Source organism: Pseudaminobacter soli (ex Li et al. 2025) (assembly GCF_003012705.1).
Classification (GTDB): Bacteria; Pseudomonadota; Alphaproteobacteria; order Rhizobiales; family Rhizobiaceae; genus Pseudaminobacter; species Pseudaminobacter soli.
Genome location: NZ_PXYL01000002.1, coordinates 251,689 through 264,819, shown reverse-complemented (window position 1 = coordinate 264,819; position 13,131 = coordinate 251,689). Strand labels below are relative to the sequence as shown.

Genomic DNA, 13,131 nt, shown 5'->3' with positions numbered 1-13,131 from the left:
GGCGAGGCTCCGAACTTCCGAGAAGATCAAAGACGCCTGTGAGACAGCCTGGCGCGAGCGCAACGCATCAGGCCTATTCAATAACGGACAAGCCAAAGACCGTCAGGGGACCAAAACCATCGAGCCGGTCGTCTTGCGCGCTTCCAGGTCGCGGTGAACGTCAGCAACTTCGGCCAGAGGACGCTGAGTGATGCGGTCCGTTCGAACTTCCCCAGCCAATATGCGCCGGAACAGCTCCGCCGAACGCCTTTCGAGATCGCCTCGCTCGGCAATATAGTCGAACAGCATCGGTCTGTTCGCCGATAGGGAACCTTTCGCGAGATCGGACAGCGCGAACCCCTGTATCGGGCCGGACGACTGGCCAAAATTCACGAACATGCCGAAGCGCCGGAGGCATTGAAGCGAGCCGCGCCAGGTGTCGTTTCCGACGCTGTCGTAAGCAACGGCGCAGCCCGCGCGCTGCGTCAGCGCCTGCACTTCGGCCACGAAATCCTGTTCGCGATAATTGATGACGTGGCTGTAGCCGTGCTCACGCGCGAGGGCGACTTTTTCAGCCGAACCCGCGGTTCCGATCGCGACCGCACCCAAAGCCTTCAGCCACTGCCCCAGCAACAGCCCGACTCCGCCCGCCGCCGCATGAACCAACACCGTGTCGCCCGGCTTGACCGCATAGGACGACGTCACGAGGTATTGCGTGGTGAGGCCTTTCAGCATGACGCTCGCCGCCACGGCGTCGCTGAGGGCGTCCGGAATGCGGACGAGTTGCGATGCGGGCACGTTGCGCTCGGTCCGATAGGCGCCATGTCGCATGACATAAGCCACGCGGTCGCCTGGCGCGAAGCCGCTCACGCCCTCGCCGAGCGCCTCCACGACGCCGGCGGCTTCCGCCCCCGGGATCATGGTCGGCTCCGGCCAGGCGTAGAGCCCGCTGCGAAAATACACATCGATGAAATTGACGCCAATGGCCGTGTGCCTCACCCGCACCTCACCCGGCCCCGGAGGCGGCGTGTCGATGTCGGTCCAGACGAGGACCTCCGGCCCGCCCGGTTTGCTGGCGACAAAGGCTTTGCTCATGACATTCTACTCAGCTTTTGACGTCGAATTCCGGATCGACCGGGATTTGCATTGCGGTGACGATATGGTTCGTCTGCGCCGCCAGCCCGATTACCGCCAGGAGTTCGGCGTGCTGCGCGTCAGTCATGCCTTTGGCGCGCGCGGAGGCGGTGTGCGAGTGAATGCAATATTGGCAGCTGTTCGCCGTCGACACGGCAATATAGATCATCTCCCGCACCATCGGATCGATCGCCCCCGGCGCGACCATGACCGCCTTGAGTTGCTCCCAGACGCGCTTCAGATTGACGGGATCGTTGGCGAGACCGCGCCAGAAGTTGTTGACGAAATCGGACTTCCGGGTCGCGCGGATATCGTCGAACACCGCTTTGACCGCCGGATTCGCCTCGACGTCGGCGTCGCTCCACAGTTTGACAGTAGCCATCGGTTTTCCTCCTTTAGCGATGAGCCCATTCCCAGTAGAGCGCGCGGGCGCGGCGCGTCACCGGACCGTATTCCAATGCACGGTCGTCGAAGCCGATCACCGGCACGACCTTGCTCATATTGCCGGTCGAGAAGATTTCGTCGGCCGTGCGGAAATCCTCCACCGTCAGCGTCGTTTCGTGGACCGAAACGCCAGCCGCGCGCAAAAGCTTGATGACGCGCTGGCGTGTGATGCCGTTGAGAAAGCTGCCGTTCGGAACGGGGGTGAATACATCGTTGCCGCGAACCATGAAGATGTTCGAGGTCGCCGTTTCAGCCACATTGCCGAGCACATCGGTGACGAGCGCGTTGTGAAAACCCTTGGCCTTGGCCTCGCGCAGCATGCGAGCATTGTTCGGGTACAGGCAGGCCGCCTTGGCGTTAACGGGCATCACTTCCAGATAAGGCCGACGGAAGGACGTGGTGGTGATGGTAAAGCCCTTGGGCTCGACCATGGGGATGGCTTCGAGGCAGAGCGCGAAGTCGGTGGAGGACGCAAGCGGTGCGACGATGCTGGTGTCGCCTTCCTCAGCCCAGTACATCGGACGGATATAGACGTCGGTTCCGGGAGCGAACTTCTTCAAGCCCTCGCGCGCCAGCGCTTCGATGTCACCGGCGGAGAGTGTCGGTTCCAGACCGAGCGCGCGGGCGGACGCGTTGGCGCGCGCCGAATGCAGGTCGAGATCAGGCGTGACGCCTTCGAAGAGGCGCGCGCCGTCGAAGACGAGGGAGCCGAGCCAGGTCGCATGTGAGGCCGCGCCCAGAATGCGCACGTCGCCCTCGCGCCATTCGCCCTTGTAGTATGTCCAGATCTGTCCCTTTTCGGCCATTTCGCTACCCTTTCCTATTCTTGCAGCCGCGCACGCTTTTCAGCTTTCAGTGCACCGCCGCATACATGATTTTTTCTTCCGTCGCCTCGACGGGCGAGAACTCCTCGACGATACGCCCCTGCCGGCTCACCAGGATCCGGTCGGAGAGATTCATGATCTCCGGCAGGTAGGAAGAGATGACCACTACGGCTAGCCCCGCATCCGCCAGCTGGTTGATGAGTTGATGGATTTCCGCAATGGCGCCGACATCGACGCCGCGCGTCGGCTCGTCGAAAATGACGATACGGGGCTCCTGCAGCAGGCCCTTGCCGATGACTACCTTCTGCTGGTTGCCGCCCGAAAGCTCCACGACGCGGGCGTTGTTGTTGATGGCGCGGATGTTCAGCCGCTTGATCCAGTCTGCAGAAAGATCCTGCATTTCCTTCATGCTGATGATGCTGGATTTTTCCCTGTCCGCGGCCAAAAGCCCGGAAAACAGGTTTTCAGCGATCGACATGGTTTCGAAGAAGCCTTCGCTTTTCCGGTCTTCGGTGATGTAGACGATGCCGGATTTCACCGCCTCGCGCGGCACGTAATAGCGCACCGCCTTGTCGTCGAGCTCGATCGTCCCGCCACGCAGGAAGTCCCGCTTATAGATGCCCGAGACCACCTTGAACGTCTCGGTGCGGCCCGAGCCGATCAACCCGAACACGCCGGTTATCTGCCCCTCGAAGATGGAGAAGGAGTTGTTGCGGACCATACTTCCCATGGAAATGTCCTGCACCGACAGGATCTTCCTACCCGCCTTGCGCAGGCGCGACGGATCGCGCTCACGGTAAAGCTCCGCTGAGAGCGAGCGCCCCACCATCGCCGCGACGATTTTTTCGCGGTCGAAATCCGTTACGGGACCGCTCGCCACCAGCTCGCCGTCGCGCAGGATCGTGATCTTGTCCGAAATCATCAGCGCTTCCTCAAGCGCGTGACTGATGAACACGATGGAGACGCCCCTCGCCTTCAGGCGCCGGACGAGTGCGAAGAAATGGCGCTTTTCCTCGGGCGTGAGCGTCGCCGTGGGCTCGTCGAAGATGATGACTTCGGCATTGTGATGCACGGCGCGTGCGATCTCGACCATCTGCTTCTTCGCAGCGCCCAGCGTCTCCACCATCGCTGTCGGATCGACGGAAAAGTTCAACGACTGCAAGAACTGCTGCGCGGAAATATAGGTTCCGCGCAGCCGGTTGAGGAATTTCTCCGAGCCGAGATAGAGGTTCTGCGCGACCGTCATGGACGGCACGAGGCTGGTTTCCTGAAATACCATCGCGATGCCAGCTTCCAGCGCCTCGTTCGGCGATGAGAAGCGCACGCTCTTTCCCTTGTAGGCGATGGTTCCGGCGGTGGGCTCGACCACGCCGGCGATCATTTTCGTCAGCGTCGATTTGCCCGCCCCGTTCTCGCCGAGCAGGGAGTGGATTTCTCCGCGCCCAAGACGGAAATCCACGTTTCTGACCGCCGGCACGCCACGATATTCCTTCGTGACGCCCTTCATCTCCACAATGACGTCGCCAGCTTGAACCATCAATGCACCTTCTGCTGCGCGATGTCGGTGGGCCCTGCGTCGACGATGCAATCGCCGCCCTTGCTGGCGACCAGCAGCCGGCCGTCCAGCTCGACGGCACTGCAGGTGCCGTGCCGATGGCCGTTCGCCCGGCTGTGATAGCTGAAGAGGGGCTGGAGCTTTTCGCCCAGTCGCACCACCAGACCGTAGGAGCGGCTCGGCGACCAAGGCTTGTGCACGCCCATGGTCTTGATGCCACCGCATTGCAGGGGCTCGAGAAAACTGCGCCCCGACGAAAGTGCGGGTGCGATCCAGAATTCGCGCGGCACCAGGCTGATCATATCCATGCGGTAATGGGTTTCCTGCAGGACTAGTTCGATCAATCGATTGCGCGGCGCGAAGAACGCCAGCCATGCGCCGCCGCCGGTGGCGGGCGACAGCCGTGCAGGATAACCCGGAAGCTTGTCGGCGACTGTCCGCTGTGTCCCGGTCGCGCTGTCGAGACGGACCAGACGATGTTTCCAGCTTTCGCTGAAGATGACGCCGCCATTGACCGGCAGCAATCCATAGGGGAAAGCCAGACCGGACGCGGCCTGCGAAAACTGCGCAGAACCGGGGAAGCGTTTCCAGATGGAGCCTGATGCGCCGCGGCGCATCAGGTCGGCGGACCAGTTCGCTATGGAATGATCGGCAGAGCCGTTGGCGAGCCACAGGGTTCCATCGGCTGCAAAGGCGAGCGCGCTTATGCAGCCAACGATGCTCGGCAAGGCTTGCTCCACACCATCGATGAGGAGCTTTCCGGTCTCGAGCGCCACCGCCAGGTCCCCACCGGGACCGACCGCCAGAGCCGTTACGGGCGCGGGGAAGCGCGCGGCTATCTCCGGCTCGCACCCCACCGCGAAACTGTAGACGGCGTTCCCACTGCTGGCGAAAAGCCTTCCGCCGGAGACGGCCAGATTGTCCGCTTCGCCCAGATCGGAGAAGACGCCCGCGTCGTCCAGAAGGGTGTTTGGGCGGAACGCACCGTCGAGCGGCGGTATGGTGACGGCCTTACCGCGGAAGTGATCGAGGATCGGATCGAAGATCATCGCTTTTCCCCCCAATAGGAAACGGGGCCGGTCCAGTCCGGGTCCGCGCCTGCGATCCTGTAACGGCCGATGCGGTTGTTGAGGATGCCGCCCACGAAGAGATACCCCTTGTGCTCGCGCATCGAGGTCACCATGGGATGCGACACGCCGGAAAGATCGCCCAGCGTGTCGACGATCCTGCCGTTTTCGTCGAACTTCACCACGCCGCCCGTATTGATGTTTGGGAACAGCCATTCGTCCTGCGGCAGTCGGCGCGTCATGCGCTTGCGCATGTCGGGATGGCGTAGCGAAAGGTCGAAGCTCGGCGTGCGCATGCCGAGCCACGCCATCCAGTAGGTGCCGTCGGAGGCACGATTGATGTTGTCGGGATAGCCCGGCATGTCTTTGATGACGCACTCGGCGGTTCCTGCCTTCGGCCCCTCCAGCCAGTAGCGATGCACCCGGCACGCCCAGCTTTCGGCGAAGAACAGCGACTTGCCGTCATGCGCCATGCAAACGCCATTAGTGTAGCGATAGCCGTCGAGCAGCGTCTTGGTCGAGCCGTCCTTCGGATCGTAGACCAGCAGCCGTCCGGTCGGGCGGTTCTCGATGGAATCCAGCGCCCAGTCGTGAGCGTCGTAACGCTTGGTGGAGTCCGTGAAATAGATACGCCCGTCCGGCGCGATGTCGCAGTCGTTCGGGTCGCGAAGGCGCGCGTCGTCCACCACCGATGTCCATGAGCGCGCGGTTTCGGCGGAGAGTTTCTTGACCTCACGCTCAGGCGAAATGGAATAGAGCCCCATGGCACCCACGCAGGAAATCAGATTGCCGTCGGGGTCGAAGGCGAGCCCGAGCGGGAAACCGCCGACATGCGCGAAAACCTCCGAACGCTTGTAGTCGGGCGCGAAGAAGCGGACGATCTCACCGTGGCGCGTTCCGCAATAGAGATTGTCGTCGCGATCGAGAATGACGTCCTCAGGCCCTTCCAGCTCACCGAGGCCGATATAGTCGGCTTCGGACAGGCGGTCGTCGAGCTCGTAGGGCGTGCCGGATCCCGGCGCAGCGGACTGCGTCTCGCCCATTTTGAGATAGACTGGCGCGACATAGATTTCGTTGAGAACCTTGTGCCGGTTCTTCAGCCAGCGAATGTCGATGGTGACCGCAACGGCGAGCATGACGCCCAGAACGAGCTGCGTCGTGCCCGTACCGTAGCCGAGCCGGATCAGTCCGTTGGTCATGACGAGAACGATGATCGCCCCCATCACACCCTTGACCACCGAGCCGCGGCCACCGCCAAGACTGTTGCCGCCGACCACCGCTGCAGTGAGTGCCAGAATTTCGAGGTTCAGGCCCGTGCCGGGGCCGACGCCGCTGAGGCGACAGGCGATCAGGAAGCCCGCGATCGACGAACAAAGTCCCGAGAAAACATAGGTGAAAAAGACCGTCCGGCGCACGCGTATGCCGGCGTTGTGCGCGGAGCGCCGCGAACCGCCCACCGCCAGAACGTGCCAGCCAGGACGGGACCGTGTCAGGGCGACATGCGTGACGATCGCGAGCAAGATCGCCGTCAAAACGGAAATGGAAAGGCCGAAAACCGTTTCGTCTCCGATGAAATCCCAGACGTCGGAGGATGCGAGCGACGTCTGCACCTGAGCGGCGAAGCTCACGACGAGAATGTCGTAGATAGCCCGCCCGATGATGAACGTAACCAGAGTGGTGATGAAAGCGCGCAGTCGCAGGAAGCCAACCAGATAGCCGTTGATCGCGCCATAGAGCAAACCTGTGGCGATGGCCGCCAGCAGCGCCAGCCAGACAGGCTGTTCGAAGATGAAGAAGACCGCCACGGCCGAGAAGGCGGAAAGCGCGAAAATCGAGCCGACCGACAGATCGATGCCGCCACCCAGCATCACGACCGTCAATCCGGTGACCACCAGGGAGAACTCGCCCAGCTGGCGGGTCGATTCCTGCAAGGACGCGACCTTGAAAAAGCCCGACACGGCCGAACCGAAAATCGCGATGGTCGCGACGAGGACAGCGAAAGGAATGGCGTTGTCCGTCCAGCGTTTCGTCAATATCTCGCCGATCAGGTGATCGGGCATGTAGTTGTAGCGCCAGGCCTGGATACGTTCTCGAAGCGACATGGGGATTTCCGAATACAGAACGTGGCGAGTGACCGCAAAGCGCGGTCACTCGCCCATGATTGCGGAGCGAGGCTTACTGGGCTTGCGCCTGGAGGGCCTTCACATCCCAGCAGCTTGCCGGCGTAAGGTCCGCCTTCGTCGTCGCCTTTTCGAGCGTGTAGATATAGGTGTGCGACGTGCCGGCCGGCTGGCCGCTCTGCAGCAGGAATTTGATGATCGCGCTGATGTCTCCCGACTGCCTGGATAGGTCGGTCATGACCACCGCGCCATAGGTTCCGTCTTCGAGACGGTCGCAATCGGCGGTCTTTTCGCCGCCACCGGTCGTGACGAGGAAGACCTTGTCCTGAAGCTTGGCGTCGCGGATGGCCGCGGCCGTGCCGGTGGCATCGCCATCCCAGAAATCGACGATGCCGCAAATGTCCGGATGCTGCTGAAGGATCGTCGTGGCGGCGTTACGCGCCGTCGTAGCGTCCCAGTTGGAGTCGGGCTTGGCGACGACCTGGAAATCCGGATTCTTCTCCAGAACCTTCATGACGCCGGCGTACTGATAGAGGCTCGACGCGTTGACCTGATCGCCCTGAATGAGCGCAATCTTCTTCGACGAGTTCGGGCCGCAGCCCTTGATCACCGCTTCGGCTTCAAGTTGCCCGAGACGATCCCAGTCCGAACCGATGAAGGCGTCGACCGCATAGTTCACCGGGTTGTCGATGGCGATCACGTAGATGCCCGCCGCGTGAGCCTTCTTGAACAGCTTGGCGTAGGAATTGAGGTCCGGCGACTGCACGACCAGCACGTCCGGCTTGGTGTCGGAGGCAATCGCTTCGGTGATCGCCTGCGCTCCAGCTTCGGCGCTCCAGTTCGGATCCCGCGTCTCGAAAACACCGCCGAAGCCTTCAACCTCGCGCTTGAGATAGTAGGCCCAGCCCTGCGCCAGATCGAAACCCATCGTCATCGGAACGAGCAGAACGCGCTTGCCCTTTAGGGCCTGTTCGTAGGCCGCCGGCCCCGGATCCTCGGCGGCATGCGCAACCTGCGCCACCAGCGCGGTGGATAGAATGGCCGTCGCGGCCAGCATTTTCCTGAAGAAATTCATGCTTTCCCTTCTCCTCTCGAGCGGCGCTTTGCAGGCCGGTTTTTGAATTTGGCTAGATATCGCCCTGTTGGGCCGTCTGTTCGTCGCGTGGGTTGATGATGCCGTCGATGATGATCGCCGCCAGCAAAATGGTCGATTTGATGAGGTTTTGATAAAGAAGCGGGATGTCCAGAATGGTCATCGCGTTGAGCAGGATGCCGATCAGCGCCGCGCCCACCAGGACGTTGCGCACGCCTCCCTTGCCACCAGACAGGCCGATGCCACCGATGACCGCCACCAGAACGATGTCGTAAAGAAGCGTCGAGTTGACGACGCGCGTGTTGATGGAATGGAGGCTGGCCGCCGTCAGAAGCCCGGCGACGAATGCGATGAGCGCCGACAATACATAGCGCAGGACCAGCATCGGACGCACCGGAATTCCCGAATTGCGCGCCGCAACCGGATTGTCACCGGCGTAATAGACGTAACGGCCCCATTTGGTGAAACGCAGGAAAGCGAATATTCCCAGGCTCAAACCCGCGAAGATGAAAACTTCGACGGGAATGTCGAAATAACGCAGGTCCCCGAATAGCTCGAGCCAGTGATCCGCCGGAACGGGTACGGCGTCCTGCGTGATCAGTTGCGAGCGGACATAGCCGAACACGAACGAACCGCTCGCCAGCGTCACGAAAATCGCGGGCACGTCCGCATAGGCGACCAAAAACCCGTTGAGGAGGCCGATGCCCACGACGCCCGCCAGGACGAGGGCAAGCGCGGCGGCATCCGGAGACCCCTCGCCAAGCAGCTGCAAGTACCAGGCGACCGACATGGCCATGATGGCGACCGTCGACAGATCGATACCGCGCCCGATGATGACGATAGCCATGCCCAATGCAAGGATGCCCAGAACGGAGACAGAGCGCACGATGGCGATCAAATTGTCCGTCCCCAGGAACCCTGGAAGGCCAATGGCGGCCGCGACGAACAGCGCTCCGGCGAGCGCCAAGATGATCCGTTCCTGATTTAGAAAACCCCAGCCGGACTTCTGCACGTTCTCGCCCCCTTCGACCTTGCACGTATTCTCGTGCTTGCAGCTCGAAAGTCGAAGGTAACAGCAGCAAAATCAATTCGTCCAATGAATAGTTTTGCCAATAATCAGTGCGATTTTGGAATAGATGTCCGTCGCGAGAAGGGAGGCCCTCTGAATGCGCTTAGCGGTGGAATGAATGGGAAACGGCGTCGCCGTCGCCACCAGAAAGTTGGTCGCCACCTCAGCACCCCATTGCGCAAATCCTCGCCCGAAACCGGGTTGCCTCGGGTCACCACAATGCGTCTTGCAAGTTCTCGGCAACGATATGGGCTTTCAACGCCTCTACGAAGCGCATGCCATAATCGGGTAGAGGGGCAGCGTAACTCCACATGGCGCAGATATCGAAATGAACCGTCTGCCCCTTCAGCGCGATAGATCGGCCGACAAGGGGCGGGCCGAATTTCATCGCTGAAGACGGCACGACCGCCACGCCGATCCCGCCTTCGGCCATGGCGAAGAGCGTATGCGGGGAGTAGCTTTCGAGCACTATGGACGGCGCGGCTCCCGCCAGTTTGCACGCGGCGTCGAACACTTCGCGCGAGGCGTGACGCTGATTGAGCGTCAGGATCGGCAGACGCAACAGGTCGGTCATGTCTATGGGAGACGTTTCGTTTGAAAGAAACTCCTCGGTCGCCACCGCGAGGAAGCCCAGCCGTCCCAGCGACACCGTTTCGAAGGGATCTATGGGCGACATGGGGCGGGCGCTGACCGTCAAATGCACCGAGCCGGCACGCAACTTTCCGGCGAGTTCGGGGCCGCCTCCGTCTTCTATGCGGATGCTGACGCCAGGGTTTTCGCTCGTCCATCTTTTCAGGAATGTGGGCAGGTAACGCTCAATGAGCTGCGAACAGGCCCCCAGCTTGAGCACGCCGCCCTGGCCGCTTCCCAGATTGTCGGCCAGGACCCGCAGGCTTTTGTCCGCCACGACCACATCGTTTATCTTGTCCAGAAGAGCGTCACCATGGGCCGTCAAGCGCACATTCCGGCCGCTCTTCTCAAACAGTTCCACGCCCAAATAGTCTTCCAGGCCTTTGATCTGTCGCGACAGTGCCGATTGGGTGATGTTCAACCGCTGCGCCGCGAGCGTAAAGTTCATCAACTCGGCTGCGGCCACAAAGCCGTTGAAGTTGCGGATATCCAAAAGCCAGCCTCCTGCGCAAATCCCGCAATTTGAATTATGCGGGCGGTGAGCGTCGCGAGTATAGCCGCTTGCATCGATGGCATGCCAGAGGCGCGCTTTCGCTGTTGCAGACACCGACGAAAGAACTAACCCGTCTTCTGAGACACGAGACGCGGCGCGGGCTCGAGACAACGAAAGTTGCATTGACGTTCGTTTTTTCTGTCGGCCTACTATTTCGAAAATCGATCAGGCTCGCCCATGAAGGCGACCCAAAGGGCACATCACCGATAGCGGGGGAGGAAATTCCGCGGCACAGCTGCCGCAATCCGTCTCAGGAGCAGAACAGACCAGGGAGGAGAGCATGCCGGAGTTCAAACTCACGAACGCAAGCGCACCCGGTTTTTCGCGACGTTACGTGCTGCAGCTAGGGGTGGGCTTTGCTGGTGCAACCCTGATGCCCGGCTTCATCGGTCAGGTCGTCAAGGCCTATGCTGCCGACAAGCCGCCACTCGGCACTTGGCCCGCCGGCTCGCAGGGCGACACGGTCTTCATCGGCGCCTCGGTTCCGCGCACCGGTGCCTATGCCGTCCAGGGTGAAGACGAGATCAAGGGCATGGAACTTGCCGTCGAGCACATCAATGAGGGGCACGACCTGATCAGGCGGATCGCGCCCAAGGTGAGCGAGGGCGTGTTGGGCAAGCAGGTCAAGCTGGTCGTTGCCGACTCAGGCGCCAAGCCGAACAATGCCGTGCAGGCGCAGCAGACCTTCATCAACGATGACAAGGTCATCGCCATGACGGGATCGACCTCTTCGGCGGTCGCGGTGGCGCTGAACAAGTTCGCCCAGCGCGAAAAGATCCTCTACCTGGTGGGGATCTCCGGCTCCAACGACACGACAGGCAAGGACTGCGCACGCTATTCCTTCCGCCAATGCTTCTACGGTGAGACCGCGGCCAATGCGATCGGCCCGGTGCTGTTGAAAAATTTCGGCAAGGGCAAGAAGGCGGCGTTCATGACGCCGGACTACACCTATGGCCACACCGTCACCAAGTCGGTTAACGACTACCTGAGTTCGCACGGCGAATGGACCATGGTGACCAACCAGGTATCGCCGCTCGGGACGGAGGACTTCAGCCAGTATCTGACCAACATCGCCAATTCCGGCGCCGAGTTCATTATCAACGTCAACTGGGGCCGCGACGCGGTGCTTTCGGTGCAGCAGGCCAAGCAGTTCGGTCTGACGCCGCAGATGAAGATGGTGATCCCCTACCAGATCCCGTTCCTCGCCAAGGAAGTTGGGCCGGAACTTACAGCCGGGGTCTTCGCCGCCACTGACTTCTGGTGGACGATGGAAGACCAGTATCCGCTTGCCAAGATGTTCGTCGAAGCGTTCCAGAAAAAGTACAACTACCGCCCCGAATGGGGCGCCGAGAACAGCTACATGCAGTTTGCCATATGGGCGCGCATGGTTTCCGAGGCCGGCAGCTTCTACCCGCCGGACGTCATCAAGCAGTATGAGAAGGGCGAGACCTTCCCGTCGATGGTAGGCGACGTCCACTTCCGCCCCGAAGATCACCAGCTCGTGCGCCCTGTCGTCATCGTCCGTGGCAAGGACCCGAAGGACATGAAGAACGAAGAGGACTTCTGGGAGGTGCTCGAGGTGGTTCCAGGCGAACAACTGATGCAGAAGCCGGACGCCTTCGGCTGCCAGTTGGGCGATTACACCTGATCGACCGCAGATGCCTTCCGCGCGCGACCGGTGCGCGGGAGGCGCCCGGGTCACCGGAGGGGAATACACCACCGGCCATGATGGTGGGCATGCAGGCAACGGGCTCGACCGTTTCTCAATCTCAAGGCAGGCGGTAGCGTGGTCAATTGGGCTAACTTCATATCGCAGTGCTTCAACGGGCTGGTGCTCGGCGCGCTTCTGGCGCTGATTTCCTCCGGCCTCACAATCATCTACGGCACGCTTGGCGTGCTCAACCTCGCCCACGGCGCCATGTTCATGCTGGGTGGTTACGCCGGCTGGGTCGCCTACACCTATTCCGGATCCTTCGTCGTGGCGGTAATCGCCGGCTCGCTGTTCGTGATGCTGGCCGGTGTGCTGATGGAACGGCTCATCATCCGCCATTTCTACACGCGCCCGCACGAGGACCAGCTTCTCGTCACCTTCGGGCTCGGCATCGTGTTCGTCGAGGCGGTGCGGTTCTTTTTCGGCAGCCTGTCACAGACGGTGCCCCCGCCCGCTTCGCTGATGGGCATAACCTCGCTCGGCTTCATGATGTACCCGACCTATCGGCTGGCTCTCCTCGGCATCACCACGGCGGCGCTGCTGGTACTCTATTTTGTGCTCTACCGGTCGCGCATCGGGATGATCGTGCGCGCCGGCATCGAGGATGCCGTGATGGTCGATTCGCTCGGCATCAATGTCTATCGGGTCTTCATGCTGGTGTTCGGCATCGGTGCCATGGCGGCCGGATTTGCCGGCATCGTCAATGCGCCGGTTGTCTCGATCGCGCCGGACGTCGGCGAGTCGATCCTGGTGCAGACCTTCGTAGTCGTCGTCATCGGCGGCGTCGGTTCCTTCCCGGGCGCGGTGCTCGGAGGTCTCATCGCCGGCGAGATCATCAGCATCACCTCGATGTTCAACCCCGGCTATTCCTATGTGATGCTCTTTGTGGCGATGACGCTCGTGCTGGTATTCCGGCCCTACGGGCTGCTTGGCACCGCGGGTCGCGAGTGAG

At 61.5% G+C, this 13,131-nt stretch carries 11 protein-coding genes; 2 read left to right on the top strand and 9 right to left on the bottom strand.

Translation table 11 applies throughout. The features are described 5' to 3' along the window. Positions 1-102: 102 nt before the first annotated feature. The 9 genes from C7I85_RS04845 to C7I85_RS04805 form a co-directional block, all read right to left on the bottom strand. On the bottom strand, positions 103-1,074 hold the full coding sequence (locus tag C7I85_RS04845) for a quinone oxidoreductase family protein (protein ID WP_106722809.1): 972 nt from the start codon (positions 1,072-1,074) through the stop codon (positions 103-105). Between the two features lie 10 nt (positions 1,075-1,084). Beyond that, the gene (locus C7I85_RS04840) at positions 1,085-1,495 is read right to left on the bottom strand and encodes a carboxymuconolactone decarboxylase family protein (protein ID WP_106722808.1); all 411 of its coding nucleotides are present in this window, start codon (positions 1,493-1,495) and stop codon (positions 1,085-1,087) included. A gap of 13 nt (positions 1,496-1,508) precedes the next feature. After that, positions 1,509-2,363 carry a branched-chain amino acid aminotransferase gene (locus C7I85_RS04835; protein WP_106722807.1) on the bottom strand — a complete coding sequence of 285 codons (855 nt, stop codon included), beginning with the start codon at positions 2,361-2,363 and terminating at the stop codon, positions 1,509-1,511. Positions 2,364-2,409: 46 nt separating this feature from the next. Next, positions 2,410-3,918, bottom strand: coding sequence for a sugar ABC transporter ATP-binding protein (locus C7I85_RS04830; RefSeq protein WP_106722806.1), 1,509 nt, complete (start codon positions 3,916-3,918; stop codon positions 2,410-2,412). Further along, a complete protein-coding gene (locus tag C7I85_RS04825; protein WP_106722805.1) occupies positions 3,918-4,985 on the bottom strand; it encodes a hypothetical protein in 1,068 nt (355 codons plus the stop codon). The genes C7I85_RS04830 and C7I85_RS04825 overlap by 1 nt, the downstream gene beginning before the upstream one ends. Continuing rightward, entirely contained in the window at positions 4,982-7,105 is a 2,124-nt protein-coding gene (locus C7I85_RS04820) for an ABC transporter permease (RefSeq protein ID WP_106722804.1), read from the bottom strand. The genes C7I85_RS04825 and C7I85_RS04820 overlap by 4 nt, the downstream gene beginning before the upstream one ends. Before the next feature lie 73 nt (positions 7,106-7,178). Then, a complete protein-coding gene (locus tag C7I85_RS04815) occupies positions 7,179-8,198 on the bottom strand; it encodes a sugar ABC transporter substrate-binding protein (protein ID WP_106722803.1) in 1,020 nt (339 codons plus the stop codon). Between the two features lie 52 nt (positions 8,199-8,250). Next, the gene (locus C7I85_RS04810) at positions 8,251-9,228 is read right to left on the bottom strand and encodes an ABC transporter permease (protein WP_106722802.1); all 978 of its coding nucleotides are present in this window, start codon (positions 9,226-9,228) and stop codon (positions 8,251-8,253) included. A 268-nt stretch (positions 9,229-9,496) separates the two neighbouring features. Then, positions 9,497-10,408, bottom strand: a complete 912-nt coding sequence (locus C7I85_RS04805; RefSeq protein ID WP_181257087.1) for a LysR family transcriptional regulator — start codon at positions 10,406-10,408, stop codon at positions 9,497-9,499. A gap of 340 nt (positions 10,409-10,748) precedes the next feature. Here C7I85_RS04805 and C7I85_RS04800 point away from each other — a divergent pair, with 340 nt between their 5' ends. Beyond that, complete coding sequence (locus C7I85_RS04800; RefSeq protein ID WP_428832821.1) at positions 10,749-12,116, top strand: substrate-binding protein; 1,368 nt, start codon at positions 10,749-10,751, stop codon at positions 12,114-12,116. A 138-nt stretch (positions 12,117-12,254) separates the two neighbouring features. Beyond that, positions 12,255-13,130, top strand: a complete 876-nt coding sequence (locus tag C7I85_RS04795; RefSeq protein WP_106722800.1) for a branched-chain amino acid ABC transporter permease — start codon at positions 12,255-12,257, stop codon at positions 13,128-13,130. Position 13,131: the final 1 nt, after the last annotated feature.

Excerpts from the sequence above, each read along its gene's own strand:
- C7I85_RS04840 (WP_106722808.1), bottom strand. The coding sequence starts at position 1,495 with ATGGCTACTGTCAAACTGTGGAGCGACGCCGACGTCGAGGCGAATCCG.
- C7I85_RS04830 (WP_106722806.1), bottom strand. The coding sequence starts at position 3,918 with ATGGTTCAAGCTGGCGACGTCATTGTGGAGATGAAGGGCGTCACGAAG.
- C7I85_RS04845 (WP_106722809.1), bottom strand. The coding sequence starts at position 1,074 with ATGAGCAAAGCCTTTGTCGCCAGCAAACCGGGCGGGCCGGAGGTCCTC.
- C7I85_RS04815 (WP_106722803.1), bottom strand. The coding sequence starts at position 8,198 with ATGAATTTCTTCAGGAAAATGCTGGCCGCGACGGCCATTCTATCCACC.
- C7I85_RS04835 (WP_106722807.1), bottom strand. The coding sequence starts at position 2,363 with ATGGCCGAAAAGGGACAGATCTGGACATACTACAAGGGCGAATGGCGC.
- C7I85_RS04825 (WP_106722805.1), bottom strand. The coding sequence starts at position 4,985 with ATGATCTTCGATCCGATCCTCGATCACTTCCGCGGTAAGGCCGTCACC.
- C7I85_RS04800 (WP_428832821.1), top strand. The coding sequence starts at position 10,749 with ATGCCGGAGTTCAAACTCACGAACGCAAGCGCACCCGGTTTTTCGCGA.
- C7I85_RS04820 (WP_106722804.1), bottom strand. The coding sequence starts at position 7,105 with ATGTCGCTTCGAGAACGTATCCAGGCCTGGCGCTACAACTACATGCCC.